The 13,782-nt window shown below is 65.6% G+C and carries 16 protein-coding genes and 1 pseudogene; 7 read left to right on the top strand and 10 right to left on the bottom strand.

The annotated features are described in order from the left end of the window. Positions 1-24 precede the first annotated feature (24 nt). Positions 25-699: a DUF5642 family protein gene (locus H7K34_RS19335; RefSeq protein WP_264063690.1), complete on the bottom strand. Its 675-nt coding sequence runs from the start codon at positions 697-699 to the stop codon at positions 25-27. Positions 700-827: 128 nt separating this feature from the next. On the opposite strand from H7K34_RS19335, the gene H7K34_RS19340 reads away from it, so the two are divergent. Beyond that, positions 828-1,436 (top strand): linear amide C-N hydrolase, encoded by a 609-nt coding sequence (locus H7K34_RS19340; protein WP_264063692.1) that lies wholly within the window; start codon positions 828-830, stop codon positions 1,434-1,436. Then, positions 1,337-1,708 carry a linear amide C-N hydrolase gene (locus H7K34_RS19345; RefSeq protein ID WP_264063694.1) on the top strand — a complete coding sequence of 124 codons (372 nt, stop codon included), beginning with the start codon at positions 1,337-1,339 and terminating at the stop codon, positions 1,706-1,708. Before H7K34_RS19340 ends, H7K34_RS19345 begins: the two co-directional genes overlap by 100 nt. A 10-nt stretch (positions 1,709-1,718) precedes the next feature. On the opposite strand, the gene H7K34_RS19350 is transcribed toward H7K34_RS19345, so the two are convergent. Next, positions 1,719-2,669, bottom strand: a complete 951-nt coding sequence (locus H7K34_RS19350; RefSeq protein WP_264063800.1) for a GNAT family N-acetyltransferase — start codon at positions 2,667-2,669, stop codon at positions 1,719-1,721. A gap of 168 nt (positions 2,670-2,837) precedes the next feature. Here H7K34_RS19350 and H7K34_RS19355 point away from each other — a divergent pair, with 168 nt between their 5' ends. Beyond that, on the top strand, positions 2,838-3,605 hold the full coding sequence (locus H7K34_RS19355) for a WecB/TagA/CpsF family glycosyltransferase (RefSeq protein WP_264063696.1): 768 nt from the start codon (positions 2,838-2,840) through the stop codon (positions 3,603-3,605). Here the strand turns inward: H7K34_RS19355 and H7K34_RS19360 are convergent. From H7K34_RS19360 to H7K34_RS19380, 5 genes are all read right to left on the bottom strand, one after another. Continuing rightward, the gene (locus H7K34_RS19360) at positions 3,592-4,116 is read right to left on the bottom strand and encodes a D-glycero-alpha-D-manno-heptose-1,7-bisphosphate 7-phosphatase (protein WP_264063698.1); all 525 of its coding nucleotides are present in this window, start codon (positions 4,114-4,116) and stop codon (positions 3,592-3,594) included. The two genes, H7K34_RS19355 and H7K34_RS19360, sit on opposite strands and share 14 nt — an antisense overlap. A 2-nt stretch (positions 4,117-4,118) precedes the next feature. Continuing rightward, on the bottom strand, positions 4,119-4,736 hold the full coding sequence (locus tag H7K34_RS19365) for a D-sedoheptulose-7-phosphate isomerase (protein ID WP_264063700.1): 618 nt from the start codon (positions 4,734-4,736) through the stop codon (positions 4,119-4,121). After that, positions 4,724-5,740 (bottom strand): GHMP family kinase ATP-binding protein, encoded by a 1,017-nt coding sequence (locus tag H7K34_RS19370; protein ID WP_264063702.1) that lies wholly within the window; start codon positions 5,738-5,740, stop codon positions 4,724-4,726. Before H7K34_RS19370 ends, H7K34_RS19365 begins: the two co-directional genes overlap by 13 nt. An 83-nt stretch (positions 5,741-5,823) precedes the next feature. Next, the gene (locus tag H7K34_RS19375; RefSeq protein ID WP_264063704.1) at positions 5,824-6,537 is read right to left on the bottom strand and encodes a TIGR03943 family putative permease subunit; all 714 of its coding nucleotides are present in this window, start codon (positions 6,535-6,537) and stop codon (positions 5,824-5,826) included. Beyond that, positions 6,534-7,529 (bottom strand): permease, encoded by a 996-nt coding sequence (locus H7K34_RS19380; protein WP_108925601.1) that lies wholly within the window; start codon positions 7,527-7,529, stop codon positions 6,534-6,536. The genes H7K34_RS19375 and H7K34_RS19380 overlap by 4 nt, the downstream gene beginning before the upstream one ends. Before the next feature lie 118 nt (positions 7,530-7,647). On the opposite strand from H7K34_RS19380, the gene H7K34_RS19385 reads away from it, so the two are divergent. Next, on the top strand, positions 7,648-8,397 hold the full coding sequence (locus H7K34_RS19385; RefSeq protein WP_264063706.1) for a class I SAM-dependent methyltransferase: 750 nt from the start codon (positions 7,648-7,650) through the stop codon (positions 8,395-8,397). Here the strand turns inward: H7K34_RS19385 and H7K34_RS19390 are convergent. Then, positions 8,394-8,646: pseudogene (locus H7K34_RS19390) on the bottom strand (hypothetical protein). The gene H7K34_RS19385 and the pseudogene H7K34_RS19390 sit on opposite strands and share 4 nt — an antisense overlap. A gap of 180 nt (positions 8,647-8,826) precedes the next feature. Here H7K34_RS19390 and H7K34_RS19395 point away from each other — a divergent pair. Beyond that, positions 8,827-9,969, top strand: coding sequence for a GTP-binding protein (locus H7K34_RS19395; protein WP_264063708.1), 1,143 nt, complete (start codon positions 8,827-8,829; stop codon positions 9,967-9,969). Between the two features lie 103 nt (positions 9,970-10,072). Here the strand turns inward: H7K34_RS19395 and H7K34_RS19400 are convergent, their stop codons facing one another. Together H7K34_RS19400 and H7K34_RS19405 are read right to left on the bottom strand one after the other, a co-directional pair. Next, a complete protein-coding gene (locus tag H7K34_RS19400; RefSeq protein ID WP_264063709.1) occupies positions 10,073-10,330 on the bottom strand; it encodes a type B 50S ribosomal protein L31 in 258 nt (85 codons plus the stop codon). Between the two features lie 178 nt (positions 10,331-10,508). Continuing rightward, positions 10,509-10,862, bottom strand: coding sequence for an ArsR/SmtB family transcription factor (locus H7K34_RS19405; RefSeq protein ID WP_264063711.1), 354 nt, complete (start codon positions 10,860-10,862; stop codon positions 10,509-10,511). Positions 10,863-10,966: 104 nt separating this feature from the next. On the opposite strand from H7K34_RS19405, the gene H7K34_RS19410 reads away from it, so the two are divergent. Next, positions 10,967-12,898, top strand: a complete 1,932-nt coding sequence (locus H7K34_RS19410; RefSeq protein WP_264063713.1) for a heavy metal translocating P-type ATPase — start codon at positions 10,967-10,969, stop codon at positions 12,896-12,898. Positions 12,899-12,903: 5 nt separating this feature from the next. Beyond that, positions 12,904-13,743 (top strand): mycofactocin-coupled SDR family oxidoreductase, encoded by an 840-nt coding sequence (locus tag H7K34_RS19415; protein ID WP_264063801.1) that lies wholly within the window; start codon positions 12,904-12,906, stop codon positions 13,741-13,743. Positions 13,744-13,782: the final 39 nt, after the last annotated feature.

Below are 13,782 nucleotides of genomic sequence, written 5' to 3' on the forward strand. Positions count from 1 at the left end.
GCTAATCTACCCAAAGGCATACGTTCAGCTGCGCAACGTGGATACCGTTTTGGCAAGTAGATCGGCGGCGAATTGCGGCGGTAGTGCCGGCAGCGCGGAACCCGGATCGGTGGTCAGGGTGGTGAATGCGTAGTAGCCGCCCAGGTAGGCGATGAATGTATATGCCCGCGAATCGATTTCGGTGCCGGCCTCGACGGCGGATTTGGTATCGACGACCATGCCGAGGGTTTCGGCACCGTCGATGTGCGGCGGGTCGGTGAGCCGGACGGTGGCCGTGGTGTGCGCGTCGGTCATCGTGAACTGGCCGCAGGCGTCGGCGACGTTACGGTCCAGGTCGACGGGGCCCGGCAAAGCCACCACCACGGCGTTGACGATGCCGCCCTGACCCGAGGCGGACAGGCCCTGAGCGGATTGATCGGGCGCCTTGCCGGGATCGGCGAGCGTGGCGCATACCGCGGGCTTGGACGTCGCATCGGCGTCGAGACCCCAGATCACCCGGGGCGAGGCCGCGCTGGGGATGCCGCTGGTGACCTCGTAGTTGGGTGGCAGGTCGCGAACGACTCGCTTGATGTTGGCGGGGTTGACGACGGTGCCATGCGCCGACGGCGACGGTGGCGCCGACGGTCGGTGCGCGGGCGAATGCGCACCGCAGGCAGCCACCGACGCCGTAAGTACCGCGCCAAACCAGAACGGCCGCATGCTCGTTCATCTTACGAGACGTGTAGGTTGGCGCGTGTGTGCACACGAGTTCTCTGGAACACCAACGACCTCGCCGTTCTGACCGGGCGCAGCATGGACTGGGGCCGGAATCCACCGAACCGTTAATCGTGGCATTCCCACGAGGACTCGACCGTGACGGCGGCATCGCGGCCGGCATCACCGTTGTCGCGGACAATCCACTGCGCTGGACCAGCCGGTACGGCAGCCTGGTCACCACCGTCTACGGCGTCGGCGCTTTCGACGGCATCAACGAACGCGGCTTGGCCGTGCACGGGCTGTACCTGGAGGCAACAGATCTGGACCCGCGCGATGCATCCAAGCCGGGACTGCACGTCGGGCTGTGGACCCAGTACCTGCTCGACCAAGCCGCCACCGTCTCCGAGGCGCTGACCTTGATGGACGGCATTCAGCTGGTGATGATCAACGCCCGCGGGCACGACGCCACCATCCACCTCGCGATCGAGGATGCGTCCGGCGACTCGGCCGTCGTCGAGTTCGACCATGGCCGCATCGTCGTGCATCACGGCCGCGAGTACACCCTGATGACCAACGACCCGACTTACGAACAGCAGTTGGAACTGCTTTCACGGCAAGACTTTCGAACCCAGGCTGCGATATGCCGTTGCCGGGCAACGTCAACCCGATCGATCGTTTCCAGCGCGCCGCGTACTTTGTCGCACTGCTGCCCGAGCCGCGTGACATCCGTCAGGCGGTAGCCGGCGTGATGGCGATCATGCGCAATGTGTCGGTGCCCTTCGGGGCGCCTTACCAGGATTTCGGGATCTACAACACCGAATACCGCACCGTCACCGATCTGACGAACCGTACCTATTTCTTCGAGCTGACCACCAGCCCGAACACGGTGTGGATTGAGCTCGACGGCCTCGATTTCACAGCGGGATCCGAGCCGAAGGCGATCAACCCGTACGACGAAGACCTCGTCGGCGACGTCACCTCGAAGTTCACCCCGTACCAGCCCTCGTGCTGAACACGCCGGTTCAGCCGAGCGCCTCGATCACCTGACGTGCGACACGTCTGATCTCGTCGGCCATCTCACGCTTGATGCCCAGGTCGCGCGGGCGCGGAACATCGATGACAGTGGTGATCACCCCGATGTCTTCGCGCTGCCAGATCGCGCCGTAACGGTCCATCATCGTGCGCATCGGCAGATTATCGGAAAGCATTCGCGCAGAGAATCTTTCGACTCCGTCGACCTCGGCGGCGATCGACAGCGCACCGATCAGAAAGCTCCCGATCCCCCGGCCCTGATAAGCGTCGGCGACGGTGAACGCGATCTCGGCGACCGTGGGATCTTTCTCGTCGCGGACAAATCGCGCGTCGGCCACCGGGTCTGTGCCGTCGGTCACCACCCACACGAAGTGGTCGACATAGTCGACTTCGGACAGGTAGTGCATCAATTCCGCCGACGGCAGCGGGGCCGTCATGAACCGGCGATACAAGGTCTCGCCGGAGAACTGGATATGACCGTGCACGGTCCGCTCGTCGTCGCCGGGCAGCACCGGGCGCAGCAGCAGTAGGGTGCTGTCGCGCACCCGTATCGGGATGGGCGTGACGAAGGCGGCCAGACGCTGGCGCACGGTCCGCAACAGTCGGGGCGTGATGCCCGGGATGTGCACCAACCGGGTGAACGCATCGTTGTCGCCGATCCAGCCGGTCAGCGGCTCGGTGGTAGTGACGGTCGCGATCCTGGGGCTGTTGCGCAGTAGGGCGATCTCTCCGATCAGAGCGCCGGCACCGGTCTCGCCGATGGCCACCTCGCCGTCGGCGCCTTCGTGTCTGATCTCGGCGGTGCCCGAGGAGATGAGCAGGAACGAGACGGCTTGCTCCCCCTGGGCCATCAGAACCTGGCCGGCCGCGGCGCGCAGCGGTTGCAGGCTGGCCGCCAACGGCTCTAAGTCTTCGATGGCGCATCCCTCGAAGATGTCCATCGCGGCGAGTTCTTCCGTCCGCGCGCCGATCAGCTCGGCCACGGCGGCCCATCTTGCGATCCGATCCGCTCAGGTTATGGCGTTGGCGGCCGGTGCAGCAACAACCGGATCAATCGATGTCGCGAGTTCCATGGAACTTCCGCGGCGATGCGGTGAGAATCACAAGTCATGCGGCCAACCAGGATCCAGGTGGGCGATCTTCGGTTCGATGCCCTCACCCAACACGAGGTCGTCGAAGTCGTGCGCAAAGCCTGGGCCGACGGCAGGGGCGGCTCGATCATCCCGGTCAACATCGATGTGGCCCGCGCAGCCAGTCGCGACGCCGTGCTCGCCGAACTGATAGCCAGGGGATCGCTCGTCGTCGCCGACGGGATGCCGCTGGTGTGGGCGGCGCGGCTGCGAGGTGAGACGTTGCCGGAGCGGGTGGCGGGCTCGTCGCTGATCCAGCCGTTGAGCGCGGCGGCGGCGGCCGACGGGAAGTCGATCTATTTCTTCGGCGGCGCCGAAGGGATACCGGACCGAGCGGCCGCGGCGCTCGCCACGCAATTCCCCAGCCTGCGCATCGCCGGCGCCCAGTCGCCCGCGTTCGGCTTCGACAACACCGAGGATGGCGCGCGGCGTGCGGTCGCCGCCGTGATCGCCGCCAAACCCGATCTGGTCTTCGTCGGTCTGGGTTTCCCCCGTCAGGAACGCCTGATGGAGCAGCTGACCCAGCAGCTGCCCAACGTCTGGTGCCTGGCCTGCGGCGGCGGGATCGGCATGACGGCCGGCGTGGTTCGTCGGGCGTCGCCGCTGCTGCAACGGCTCGGACTTGAGTGGGTGCACCGGCTGATGCTCGAACCGCGGCGGCTTTACCGCCGGTATCTGCGCGACGATCTGCCGTTTGCGCTCGCGCTGGTCGCCCAATCGATAGTTCAGCGTTTCAGACGAGGATGAGCCGTACGGCGGCGGCAAGGTCGTCGACGACTAAGTCGGCGTTGTCTGCGCCCCCGGCGCGCAGCAGCACGGTCATCGCGCCGGCCGCCCGGCCCGCCTGCACGTCGGCGTCGCTGTCGCCGATCATGACCGACTCGGCCACGTCGAAGCCGTGCTCTGCTGCCGCGCGAATCAGCATGCCGCCCAAGGGTTTGCGGCAGTCGCAGCTGTTTGCCGCGTGTGGGCAGTGATAGGCCGCGTCCAGGTGCGCGCCCTGCGCGGCGAGAAGTTGCGACAGCCGGTCCTGGATGACGGCGAAATGCGTTGGGTCCGCGGATGGTTCGGACAGCCAGCGCTGATTGGTCACCAAGACCGTGCGCAGGCCGGCCGCATTCAGCGCGGCTATCGCCGCGGCGGCGCCGGGTAGCAGAACCAGCTGTTCGGGCGATCGAATGTACTCGCCCTCAGCGGCTTTGACGTTGATGGTTCCGTCGCGGTCCAGAAATACGGTGCGGACGTTCCGCAGGTCCATCGTCAAGAGGGTCTGGGAAACAGTGCGGCTTCCACCATTTCGCAAATGGTGTGGCCGAGGTGCAGGCACGCCTCCTGAATTCGCCCGGTGTCCACACTGGGCACCCGGATGCAGATCTCGGCGACGTCGGCGACCTTGCCGCCACGGGCGCCGGTGAGCGTCACCGTGGTCATCCCGGCCTGGCCCGCCGCCTCGAGTGCACGCACCACGTTGGGTGAATTGCCCGACGTGGTCAAGCCGACCACCACGTCCCCCGGCCGGCCGGCGGCAAGTACCAGGCGGGCGAAGACCTCGTCGTAGGAGTAGTCGTTACCGATCGCCGTGATCGCGGCGGTGGCGTCCGGGAGGCTGATCGCGGCCAGGCCCGGACGGTCAAAAGCGAAGCGGCCCATCAGCTCGGCGGCCAGATGACCCGCGTCTTGTGCGGAACCGCCGTTGCCGAAGAAGATCACCTTCCCGCCGGCCCGCAGCGCGTCGATCAGCACGCGCGCCACCTCGACGGTCTGCGCGGCGAAAGCCCCCGACTGCATCTGCTGCTTGACGGCGATCGTGTCCGCCAGCCGCGCCTGGACCGTCTGGACACTCGGCGTGACGACATCTGACGTGCTCATGCCTGCCATGTGGTCAATCCCTTACCCTCAAAAGCGAATTCGGTGATCGCAGCCCCGGCGCCCTCGAGGGCTTCAATGAGACGGTGCTTCTTGGTGAAGTCGCAGAACAGCAGGATGTAGCCACCACCGCCGGCGCCGGTGATCTTGCCGCCGAGCGCGCCGTTATGCAACGCGAGGTCGTAGAGCTCGTCGATGCGCGCATTGGTGATGTAGGGCGACATGCGTTTCTTCTGCATCCACGCCTCGCCGAGCAGGGCACCGAAATCGTTCAGCTTGCCTGTCAGCAGTGCGGCCTTCATGGCCACCGCCAGTTCCTTCTGGGCGCGTAGTCCGGCGAGTGTGTCGTCGGCACCCGTGGCGGCGCGCCGGGTTTGGTCCTCGATCACCCGTGCGGAGTCCCGGGTGATGCCGGTGTAGCAGAGCAGCAGGCTGAGCTCGAGCTCGAAGGCGGTCGCGTCACGGATGCGCAGTGGATTGACGATCACCCGGTCGGTGAACTCGATGAAGTTGAATCCGCCGAAGGTAGCCGCGTACATGTCCTGCATACCGCCGGCGATGCCGAGGTCCTCGCGCTCGATGGCGCACGCCAGCTGCGCCGTCTCGTACTCGCCCATCGGCGCCCGGTAGTGCTCGGCGAGCAGGCCGGTGAGCGCGACCATCATCGTCGATGACGAGCCCAGTCCCGAGCCGGGCGGGGCGCTGGATCGCAACACCAGGTCGTAGCCGTCCGTGCCGTCGCGGCCGAACCGCCGCACGGCAGCTTTGATCAGATCCAGGCTGCCGTCGTAGAGAATCTCGCTGTCGAGCGTCATCTCGTGAGTGGTCTTGAAGTCCACCGACTCGATACTCACCTTGCGATCAGTACGCGGAGTCAGCGATCCGTAGGCGTAGCGGTCGATGGTCGCCGACAGCACACAGCCGCCTTCGAGCGTCGGGAAGGGTGGTACGTCGGTGCCGCCTCCGGCGAACGAGATCCGCAGCGGCGCCCGAGCGCGGATTCGTGGGCGTGTCATCCAGAGCCTCTTCCGACGTGATTCGCTGCGCGGGCCGACGCGAGCCTAACAGGCTAACCTGCAGTTATGTCGTTCTTTTGGGCTTACGAGTATGGATTCGCCGGCGCCGAGACGGGCGTGACCGAGACGGCCCGAAGCGTCGGGATCGGCGGTGTGTGAGGTTGCCGCTCGGCGGGAGTCACCACACCCTCCACTCGCAACCAGGTGTTGTCCGGGAACCCGAAAGTGCTGGCGCCGTCACGGTCGCGCAGATGCACGTGAGCCAGTTGGGCGTCGGCGGCGCAACAAATGATGACGACGCGGGCCAGGTCGATGCCGCCGGGTTCGTTCAGGGTGAAGCCGGTGACCGTGATCAGCCGGTTGTTCAGCGATCCCGTGCTGTCGTTGGCGGCCCGCATCATCACTTCCGCCAGCGAGATCTCCGGGGCCCGCCCCGGCGGCAACGGCGGAAATGCCTGGCGCAGAACGTCGTTGGAGACGTTTGTGACCGATCCGGTGGCAGCCTGAGGTCGCAGCGCCGGGGGCGTCACAAAGCACAGCACCACGATAGGCACGGTGAGCAGCCACACCACGCCGCCGCGGTGCGCATGCCCATCTTCGGGACCATGGTCCGAGCCGCCCCGGCGGACATCTCCGACGATTGCCACCAGCGCCAGCCCGATCAGTAGCGCGGCGGTGAGTACCAGCCACGGCAACAGCGAGGGCTTGACGTAGCGGGTGAACACACCGGTCCCCACGATCAGCGCGACGCTGAGCCCGACCAGCAGCAGGATCGTGTTCTCGGTTTCGCGCTTCATCGGGCACCGCCCAACAGCAGCACGCCGACCAGCGTGGCCGCCGCGGTGGCGACAACGAATGTGGCCGGGGCGAAGCGGGTGGCGAACGCCCGGCCGAACATGCCGGATTGCATCGCCAGCAGCTTGACGTCGATGGCGGGTCCGACGACCAGGAACACCAGCCGCGGGATCAGCGGAACCATCGTCAGACTGGATGCCACGAAAGCGTCCGCTTCCGAGCACACGGCCAGAATCACGGCCAGCGCCGCCATCACGAAGACGCCGAGAATCAGGTGCGCGCCAACGTGTTCGAATATCCACGGTGGCACCAGAACGTGCAACGCCGCCGCCGCGGCGGCGCCCACCACCAGGTAGGCCGCCGCCTGCAAAAAGTCGTGCCGGGCCACTTCGCAGAAGAGCAGCAACTTCGACTGCGTCCCTGGACTGTGCGAATCGTGCGACGGCAGCCGACGGGTGATCCACTCGGTACGGCCCCACCGAGACCACCCCCAGCCCATCACCACCGCGGTCAGCAGCGACGCAACGACTCTGGCGATGACCATCTTCGGCTGACCCGGGAAGGCGACGGCCGTCGCAACCACCACGACCGGGTTGATGGCGGGCGCGGCGAGCATGAAGGTCAAGGCCGCCGCAGCGGCCGCTCCGCCGTCGCCGAACAGCCGGCGCGCCACCGGAACCGAGCCGCACTCGCATCCGGGCAGCGCGGCGCCGGCCACACCGGCGGCAAGGACGGCCGCCGCTGGCCGCCGCGGCAGCCAGCGGACCAGCCGCTCGGGCGGCAGAAAGACCGCGATCAATCCGCTGACCACCACGCCCAGGCCCAGGAAGGGCAGGGCCTGGACGAAGACTCCGCAGAATACGGTGCCGGCAGTGGCCAACCCGTCGCTGTTGACGACGACGGCGCGCAGCCACGATCCGAAAATCGCGAAGCACACCAACCCGAAGACCAGGACTTCCATGGACCCGAAACGCGGTCGACGCTCGGCCCTCATCTAACCCACCCAGCCTGGGATCTCATGACAGTTGATGAAAACGATTATCACTGCGGCGAGCCCGGCGCCAGCACCCGGGCCACCGGCGCGGCGGAGCGATCCATTAGCGTGCAACGCAATGAGCCAGGATCCGGTCGAGTCGACCCGCGGCCTGATGAGCCAGACCGCCGAGCTGCGACACGGTTTTCTCGACGTGTTGGGCGAATCGACGAGCGCGCCGGTTCCGACGGTCGCACAGCGTGCCATGAACAGCCCCTTCGTCGCGACGGTCTATGAACGGTTGTGGCGGCCGACCGCCTTCTACGCCGCCAGCGGCCTCACTCATCGTGCCGAACAGCAGCGTGCGGCGTCGGCACTGAAGCTGTCGACCGCCGGACAGTTGCTCGATGTTGCTTGCGGCCCAGGCAATTTCACCGCCCCGCTGGCCGCAGAACTGCCCGACGGCGGCCTGGCGGTGGGGTTCGACATCTCCGAGTCGATGCTGACGCGGGCCGTCGCCGACAACAGCGGGCCGCGCACCTGTTATGTCCGCGGCGATGCCCGCATGTTGCCGTTCGACGACCAAACATTCGACGCTGTCTGCTGTTTTGGTGCGCTGTACCTGATGCCCGAGCCGTTCCGGGTCGCGGACGAGATGGTCCGGGTGCTCAAGCCCGGGGGCCGGATCGCAATCCTGACCAGCTATGCCCGCGAGGCGCCGCTGCTGCGGCAGCTGGTGACCGCAACTGCAAGCACGATCGGGCTCACGATGTTCGGCAGACACGACTTCGTCGACCTCTTTGCGTCGGCCGGACTTATCGACATCGAGCAACAGCGGCAGCGTGCGGTGCAGTTCGTCATCGCCACAAAGCCGGGCGCGACGGGCTAGGACGCCGCCTTAGCCACGCCGAGAATCCGGACGACCGGCGTGCCCTCTTCACACTCGAGGATCCAGGGGGGCGCCGCCGTTGACGGGTTCGGAGGTGAGCTTGAGCATGATGGGCAATCCGGTCCGCTGCGACATCTGCGTGCAGTCGACCTGGAACAGCCGGTAGTCGCCGTCTTCGTGAATGGCCAGCGAAAAGCCCGGCTGAATCGATTCGACCGGGACCTTCTGCAGGTAGTAGTTGGTACTCATCCCGATCACGTTAGAGCCGACGCCGTATCTAATCCGAGGCCGAAACGCCCTCTTATCGAATGTTCAGCTAAATTTTGGGACCTCATCAGACTCGGGGCGTGACGCCAACCACGCGACGCGGCGACTCGCTGTGCGCGCGCCATCAGTTGCCTGCTTATTGAAAATCATTATCATTAAGCGATGGCATCACAGCGCTCCGATCTGCTTCCGGTGACGGTCTTGTCCGGCTTCCTCGGAGCCGGCAAAACGACCCTGCTCAACCATGTGCTGGCAAACCGGGAGGGCCGGCGCGTCGCGGTGATCGTCAACGACATGAGCGAGGTGAACATCGACGCCGCGCTGGTCGCCGGAACGGGCTACCTGGACCGCACGGAAGAGAAGCTGGTCGAACTGACCAACGGGTGCATTTGCTGTACGTTGCGCGAGGATCTCATCGAGTCCGTGGCCCAACTGGCCGCGACGGGCCGTTTCGACTACCTCCTGATCGAGTCGACGGGGATCTCCGAGCCGATGCCCGTCGCCGCGAGCTTCAGTTGGGAGTTCGAGAACGGATTCAGTCTCAGCAGCGTCGCGAGGCTCGACACCATGGTCACGGTGGTCGACGCATCGACGTTTCTGAGTGAGCTCGCGCGCGGCGATGCGCTCGTGGCTCGCGACCTCGCCGTCAGCGACGCCGACATCCGCACCATCGCCGATCTGCTGGTTGACCAAGTGGAATTCGCCGACGTCTTACTGCTCAACAAAACCGACCTGGTCAGCGAGGAGGCCCGCGCCAGGGTGACGGCGGTGCTCCGGCGTTTGAATCCGTCGGCGCGCATGGTAGCCATCGACCACGGCCGGGTGCCGCTCGCGCAGGTACTGGGCACCGGCCTGTTCGACCCGGATCTGGCCGCCGAGTCACCGGGCTGGGATCAGGAGATCAGCGGCGGCCACACACCCGAAACCGAGGAATACGGCATCAGCAGTGTGACGTTTCGTGCGCGGCGCCCGTTCCACCCCCAGCGCCTGCATGCCGCACTCGAAGAGGTGCAGGGTTTGTTGCGCAGCAAGGGGTTCTGCTGGATCGCCAGCCGACCCGAGGTCGCGGCGGTCTGGTCGCAGGCCGGGCCCAACTTGATGATCGAGCCGGCGCAGTATTGGGTCACCGCCGACTTCCGTCCCGGGCAAGAAATCGTGTTCATCGGGGTCAAGCTGGACCGCGACCGGATTTTGGGCCTGATGACGTCGGCGCTGCTGACCGACACCGAACTGGCCGCCGGCCCGAGGCGCTGGATCACCTATCCCGACCCGCTCCCGCCGTGGAGTGCCGTTCACGCCCACTAGCCCAGTGCCGCAGACGGTGATGGCTCACAGGCATAGCTACCGGCCCGCCAATGCGCGCCGCTCAGGCTCCCCGCACCCGAGGGCAACCGCTAGGTTCTGTCAATCAACTTCGTTTGCCGTAGCGGCGGTGGAATTTCTCCACTTGCCCGGCGGTGTCGAGGATTCGGCGCCCGCCGGTCCAAAACGGGTGTGAGTCCGAGGTGACCTCAACAACGACAAGTGGATAGGTCTGCACGCCCTGCGGCGTCTGCCACTCGATGGTGCGCGAACTCGTCATCGTCGATCGGGTGAGAAACGTCGCGCCCGTAGTCGCGTCCTGAAAAACCACCGGGTGGTAATCCGGGTGGATGTCGGGCTTCATCCGCAGTCCGCTCCTGGTACTTGTTGATAATCATTTTCATTAAAGCTACCCAGTACGGTACCCGCCGCCAAGGGTGTTGTCGAAAATCATTTTCAATAATGGGTATGCGCTACCCGCTACGCAGCGAATCATGTTGCGCCTCAGGCTATTACGTCGACAGAAGAAATGGCCGCCGAGTTCAGGCGGAGGTATCGCTGGCGCCGAGACGCAGATGATCGATGTGATAGACGGCCTCGTCGAGCAGTTGAGCGACGTGAGTGTCGTAGAGGCGGTAGACGATGTTGCGGCCGCTGCGGTCACCGGTAACCAGGCCGAGCGCCCGCAGCAGCCGCAACTGGTTAGACACCGCCGGCTGCTCCATCCCGACCGCAGTCGAGAGGTCGCCGACCGAGCACGGGGATTGCCGCAGCCGGGTCAGGATCATCAGCCGGTTGGGTGACGCCAAGGCTTGCAGTGTCTCGGCGATCCTGCTTGCCGACGCGGGATCCAGGGCGGCCGGTGGAGGTACCCGCCCGTCGACTCCGTGTCCCATTTCTCAATTGAAGCATGCGTCCACAAAACAATACGATACGTGTAGAGCTTTACATGTATACATGTAGAGACGTTTCGCTCGGCGATGGGGATGGAGCCGCTTCGATGAGTAGCACCACCGTGCAGCCGACGCGCAGGCCGTTGCCAGGGCAGCCACGCGTCTCGGGTCTGTGGTCAATCGCCTCGATCCGGTGGGCCACGGTGGCCCTGGTGCTGTTCACGGCCGGACTCACGGCTCAGCTATTTGACGCCCCCTGGTGGAGTTGGTGGGTCTTCTACCTAGCGTGCTACGCCACCGGCGGCTGGACACCGGCATGGGAAGGCTTGCAAACGTTACGTTCGCGCACGCTCGACGTCGACCTGCTCATGGTGGTCGCCGCCATTGGCGCGGCGAGCATCGGCCAGATCTTCGACGGCGCGCTGTTGATCGTCATTTTCGCCACGTCCGGCGCATTGGAAGACGCGGCGACCAAACGCACCGAAGATTCGATCAAGGGGTTGCTCGACCTCGCACCCGATCGCGCTGTCCGCATCGACCCTGACGGGATCGAAGTATCGGTCAACGGCGAAGACCTTTGCATCGGCGACCTCGTCAGCGTGCGCCCCGGTGAGCGTGTATCGGCGGACGGCGTCGTCGTCGACGGGGCATCCGATGTCGATCAATCGTCGGTGACCGGGGAGCACATGCCCGTCGGCAAGTCCATCGATGACGAAGTATTCGCGGGCACGCTCAATGGCGCTGGGGCACTGCGTATTCGCGTGATCAAAAACCCGTCCGACACCGTCGTCGCCCGAATTGTGGCTCTTGTCGCCGAAGCGTCAGCCACCAAAGCCAAGACGCAACTGTTCATCGAGAAGGTCGAGCAACGCTATTCCGTGGGCGTTGTGGTGGCGACCCTGGCGCTGTTCGCGGTCCCCCTGGTTTCCGGGGCCGGCCTGCAGTCCACGTTGCTGCGGGCGATGACGTTCATGATCGTGGCGTCGCCGTGCGCGGTGGTGTTGGCGACCATGCCGCCGCTGCTTTCGGCGATCGCCAACGCCGGACGTCAGGGCGTCCTGGTCAAGTCGGCGGTGGCGATGGAACACCTCGCGGACACCACCCAGGTGACCATCGACAAGACCGGAACCCTGACGACGGGAACGCCGCAACTCACCAGCATCGCCTCGATCGACGACCGATACTGCGACAACGATGTGCTGCGGATCGCGGCCAGCGCAGAGCAATTCAGCGAGCACCCACTCGGCCGCGCGGTGGTGGCTGCCGCCCGCGCACGCGCACTCCGAATTTCGGAAGCAACGGAGTTTCGAGCGCTTCCCGGTCGCGGCGTGCGCGCGCGTGTCGCGGGCCAGACGGTCGAAGTACTGAGCCCGCGGGCCTTTCACAGCAATCCGCCCGCCGCAAGCCGTCTCGAAAGCCGAGGCACCACCGCAGTTCTCGTCATCGTCGACGCAGTACCGGTGGGCGTGCTGGGACTGGACGATACCGTGCGCGAGGGAGCCGACGCGGTGGTCGCCGCGATCACCGCGACCACGTCCAGGCCGCCGGCCCTGCTGACCGGGGATACCCGGCCGGCAGCAGAACATCTGGCCGCACAGGTCGGGATCGCAGATGTCCGGGCCGACCTGCTGCCCAATGACAAGGTCGCCGCCGTGCGGCAGCTACAGGCCGACGGTCAGCGGGTGTTGTTCGTCGGTGACGGCATCAACGACGCACCCGCCATGGCCGCCGCGCACTCGTCAATCGCGATGGGCCGCAACGGGTCCGATCTGACCTTGGAAACGGCCGACGCCGTCACGGTCCGAGACGAACTCAGCACGATCCCGGCCATCGTTGCCCTGTCGCGTCGCGCCCGCCGCGCCGTCATCGTGAATTTGGCCATCGCGGCCACGTTCATCACCGGACTCGTCATCTGGGACCTGGTTGGCCACCTGCCACTGCCGCTCGGCGTCGCAGGGCACGAAGGGTCCACGATCGTCGTCGCGCTTAACGGATTGCGACTCCTGAGCGGGCGCGCGTGGCGGTCAGCGATATTGTGATCGCCATGACAAGCGGCAGAGTGGCAGGCAAAGTCGCATTCATCACGGGTGCTGCGCGCGGCCAGGGCCGCGAACACGCCGTCCGCCTCGCCGAGGAAGGCGCGGACATCATTGCCGTAGACATGTGTGGCGACATCGAAGGTGTCAACTATCCGGAAGCGACGGAGGCCGATCTCGACGAAACCGCGGCGCTGGTTGAGAAGTTGGATCGGCGCATCGTGACCGCCAAGGCCGATGTCAGAGACCTCGCAAGTCTTCGCGATGCGTTGCAGCACGGGATCGACGAGTTGGGCCGGCCCGATGTGGTGGTTGCCAATGCCGGCATCAGCGGCAGTCCGGCGCCCGCGGCGCTGATTGAAGAAGCAGCCTGGCAGACCATGCTCGATATCAACCTCACCGGGGTCTGGCACACCATCAAGGTTGCGGTGCCGCATATGTCCGACGGCCGCGGCGGATCCATTATCTTAGTGAGCTCCATGTTGGGACTGCGCGGAGGCGGATACATGGCGCATTACGCCTCGGCAAAGCACGGCGTGGTCGGCTTGATGAACTCGCTTGCGAATGAACTTGCACCGCAGTTGATTCGAGTCAACTCGATCCACCCTGGCAACGTGTTGACGCCAATGATTGACAACGAACAGTTCCACCGCACCCTGCGGCCGGACCTCCCCGATCCAACCATGGCCGACACGGCCGCGGTGATCGGCCACTTCCACATGCTGCCCGTGCCGGTGATCGAGGCGCGTGCGGTCAGTAATGCCGTGCTGTTTCTCGCGTCCGACGAGGCGCAGTACATCACCGGAGCGGCATTGCCGGTCGACGCGGGGGCTGTCGCGAAGTTCTGAGGGGACCCCGATTCACCACCAGGCATACGAGTAACGGCG

The sequence above is a fragment of the Mycobacterium montefiorense genome (assembly GCF_025823255.1).
Taxonomy (GTDB): domain Bacteria; phylum Actinomycetota; class Actinomycetes; order Mycobacteriales; family Mycobacteriaceae; genus Mycobacterium; species Mycobacterium montefiorense.

Coding starts and splice junctions, on each gene's coding strand:
- H7K34_RS19335 (WP_264063690.1), bottom strand. CDS start 699: ATGCGGCCGTTCTGGTTTGGCGCGGTACTTACGGCGTCGGTGGCTGCC.
- H7K34_RS19345 (WP_264063694.1), top strand. CDS start 1,337: ATGCCGTTGCCGGGCAACGTCAACCCGATCGATCGTTTCCAGCGCGCC.
- H7K34_RS19350 (WP_264063800.1), bottom strand. CDS start 2,669: ATGGACATCTTCGAGGGATGCGCCATCGAAGACTTAGAGCCGTTGGCG.
- H7K34_RS19355 (WP_264063696.1), top strand. CDS start 2,838: ATGCGGCCAACCAGGATCCAGGTGGGCGATCTTCGGTTCGATGCCCTC.
- H7K34_RS19360 (WP_264063698.1), bottom strand. CDS start 4,116: ATGGACCTGCGGAACGTCCGCACCGTATTTCTGGACCGCGACGGAACC.
- H7K34_RS19365 (WP_264063700.1), bottom strand. CDS start 4,736: ATGGCAGGCATGAGCACGTCAGATGTCGTCACGCCGAGTGTCCAGACG.
- H7K34_RS19370 (WP_264063702.1), bottom strand. CDS start 5,740: ATGACACGCCCACGAATCCGCGCTCGGGCGCCGCTGCGGATCTCGTTC.
- H7K34_RS19375 (WP_264063704.1), bottom strand. CDS start 6,537: ATGAAGCGCGAAACCGAGAACACGATCCTGCTGCTGGTCGGGCTCAGC.
- H7K34_RS19380 (WP_108925601.1), bottom strand. CDS start 7,529: ATGAGGGCCGAGCGTCGACCGCGTTTCGGGTCCATGGAAGTCCTGGTC.
- H7K34_RS19385 (WP_264063706.1), top strand. CDS start 7,648: ATGAGCCAGGATCCGGTCGAGTCGACCCGCGGCCTGATGAGCCAGACC.
- H7K34_RS19395 (WP_264063708.1), top strand. CDS start 8,827: ATGGCATCACAGCGCTCCGATCTGCTTCCGGTGACGGTCTTGTCCGGC.
- H7K34_RS19400 (WP_264063709.1), bottom strand. CDS start 10,330: ATGAAGCCCGACATCCACCCGGATTACCACCCGGTGGTTTTTCAGGAC.
- H7K34_RS19405 (WP_264063711.1), bottom strand. CDS start 10,862: ATGGGACACGGAGTCGACGGGCGGGTACCTCCACCGGCCGCCCTGGAT.
- H7K34_RS19410 (WP_264063713.1), top strand. CDS start 10,967: ATGAGTAGCACCACCGTGCAGCCGACGCGCAGGCCGTTGCCAGGGCAG.
- H7K34_RS19415 (WP_264063801.1), top strand. CDS start 12,904: ATGACAAGCGGCAGAGTGGCAGGCAAAGTCGCATTCATCACGGGTGCT.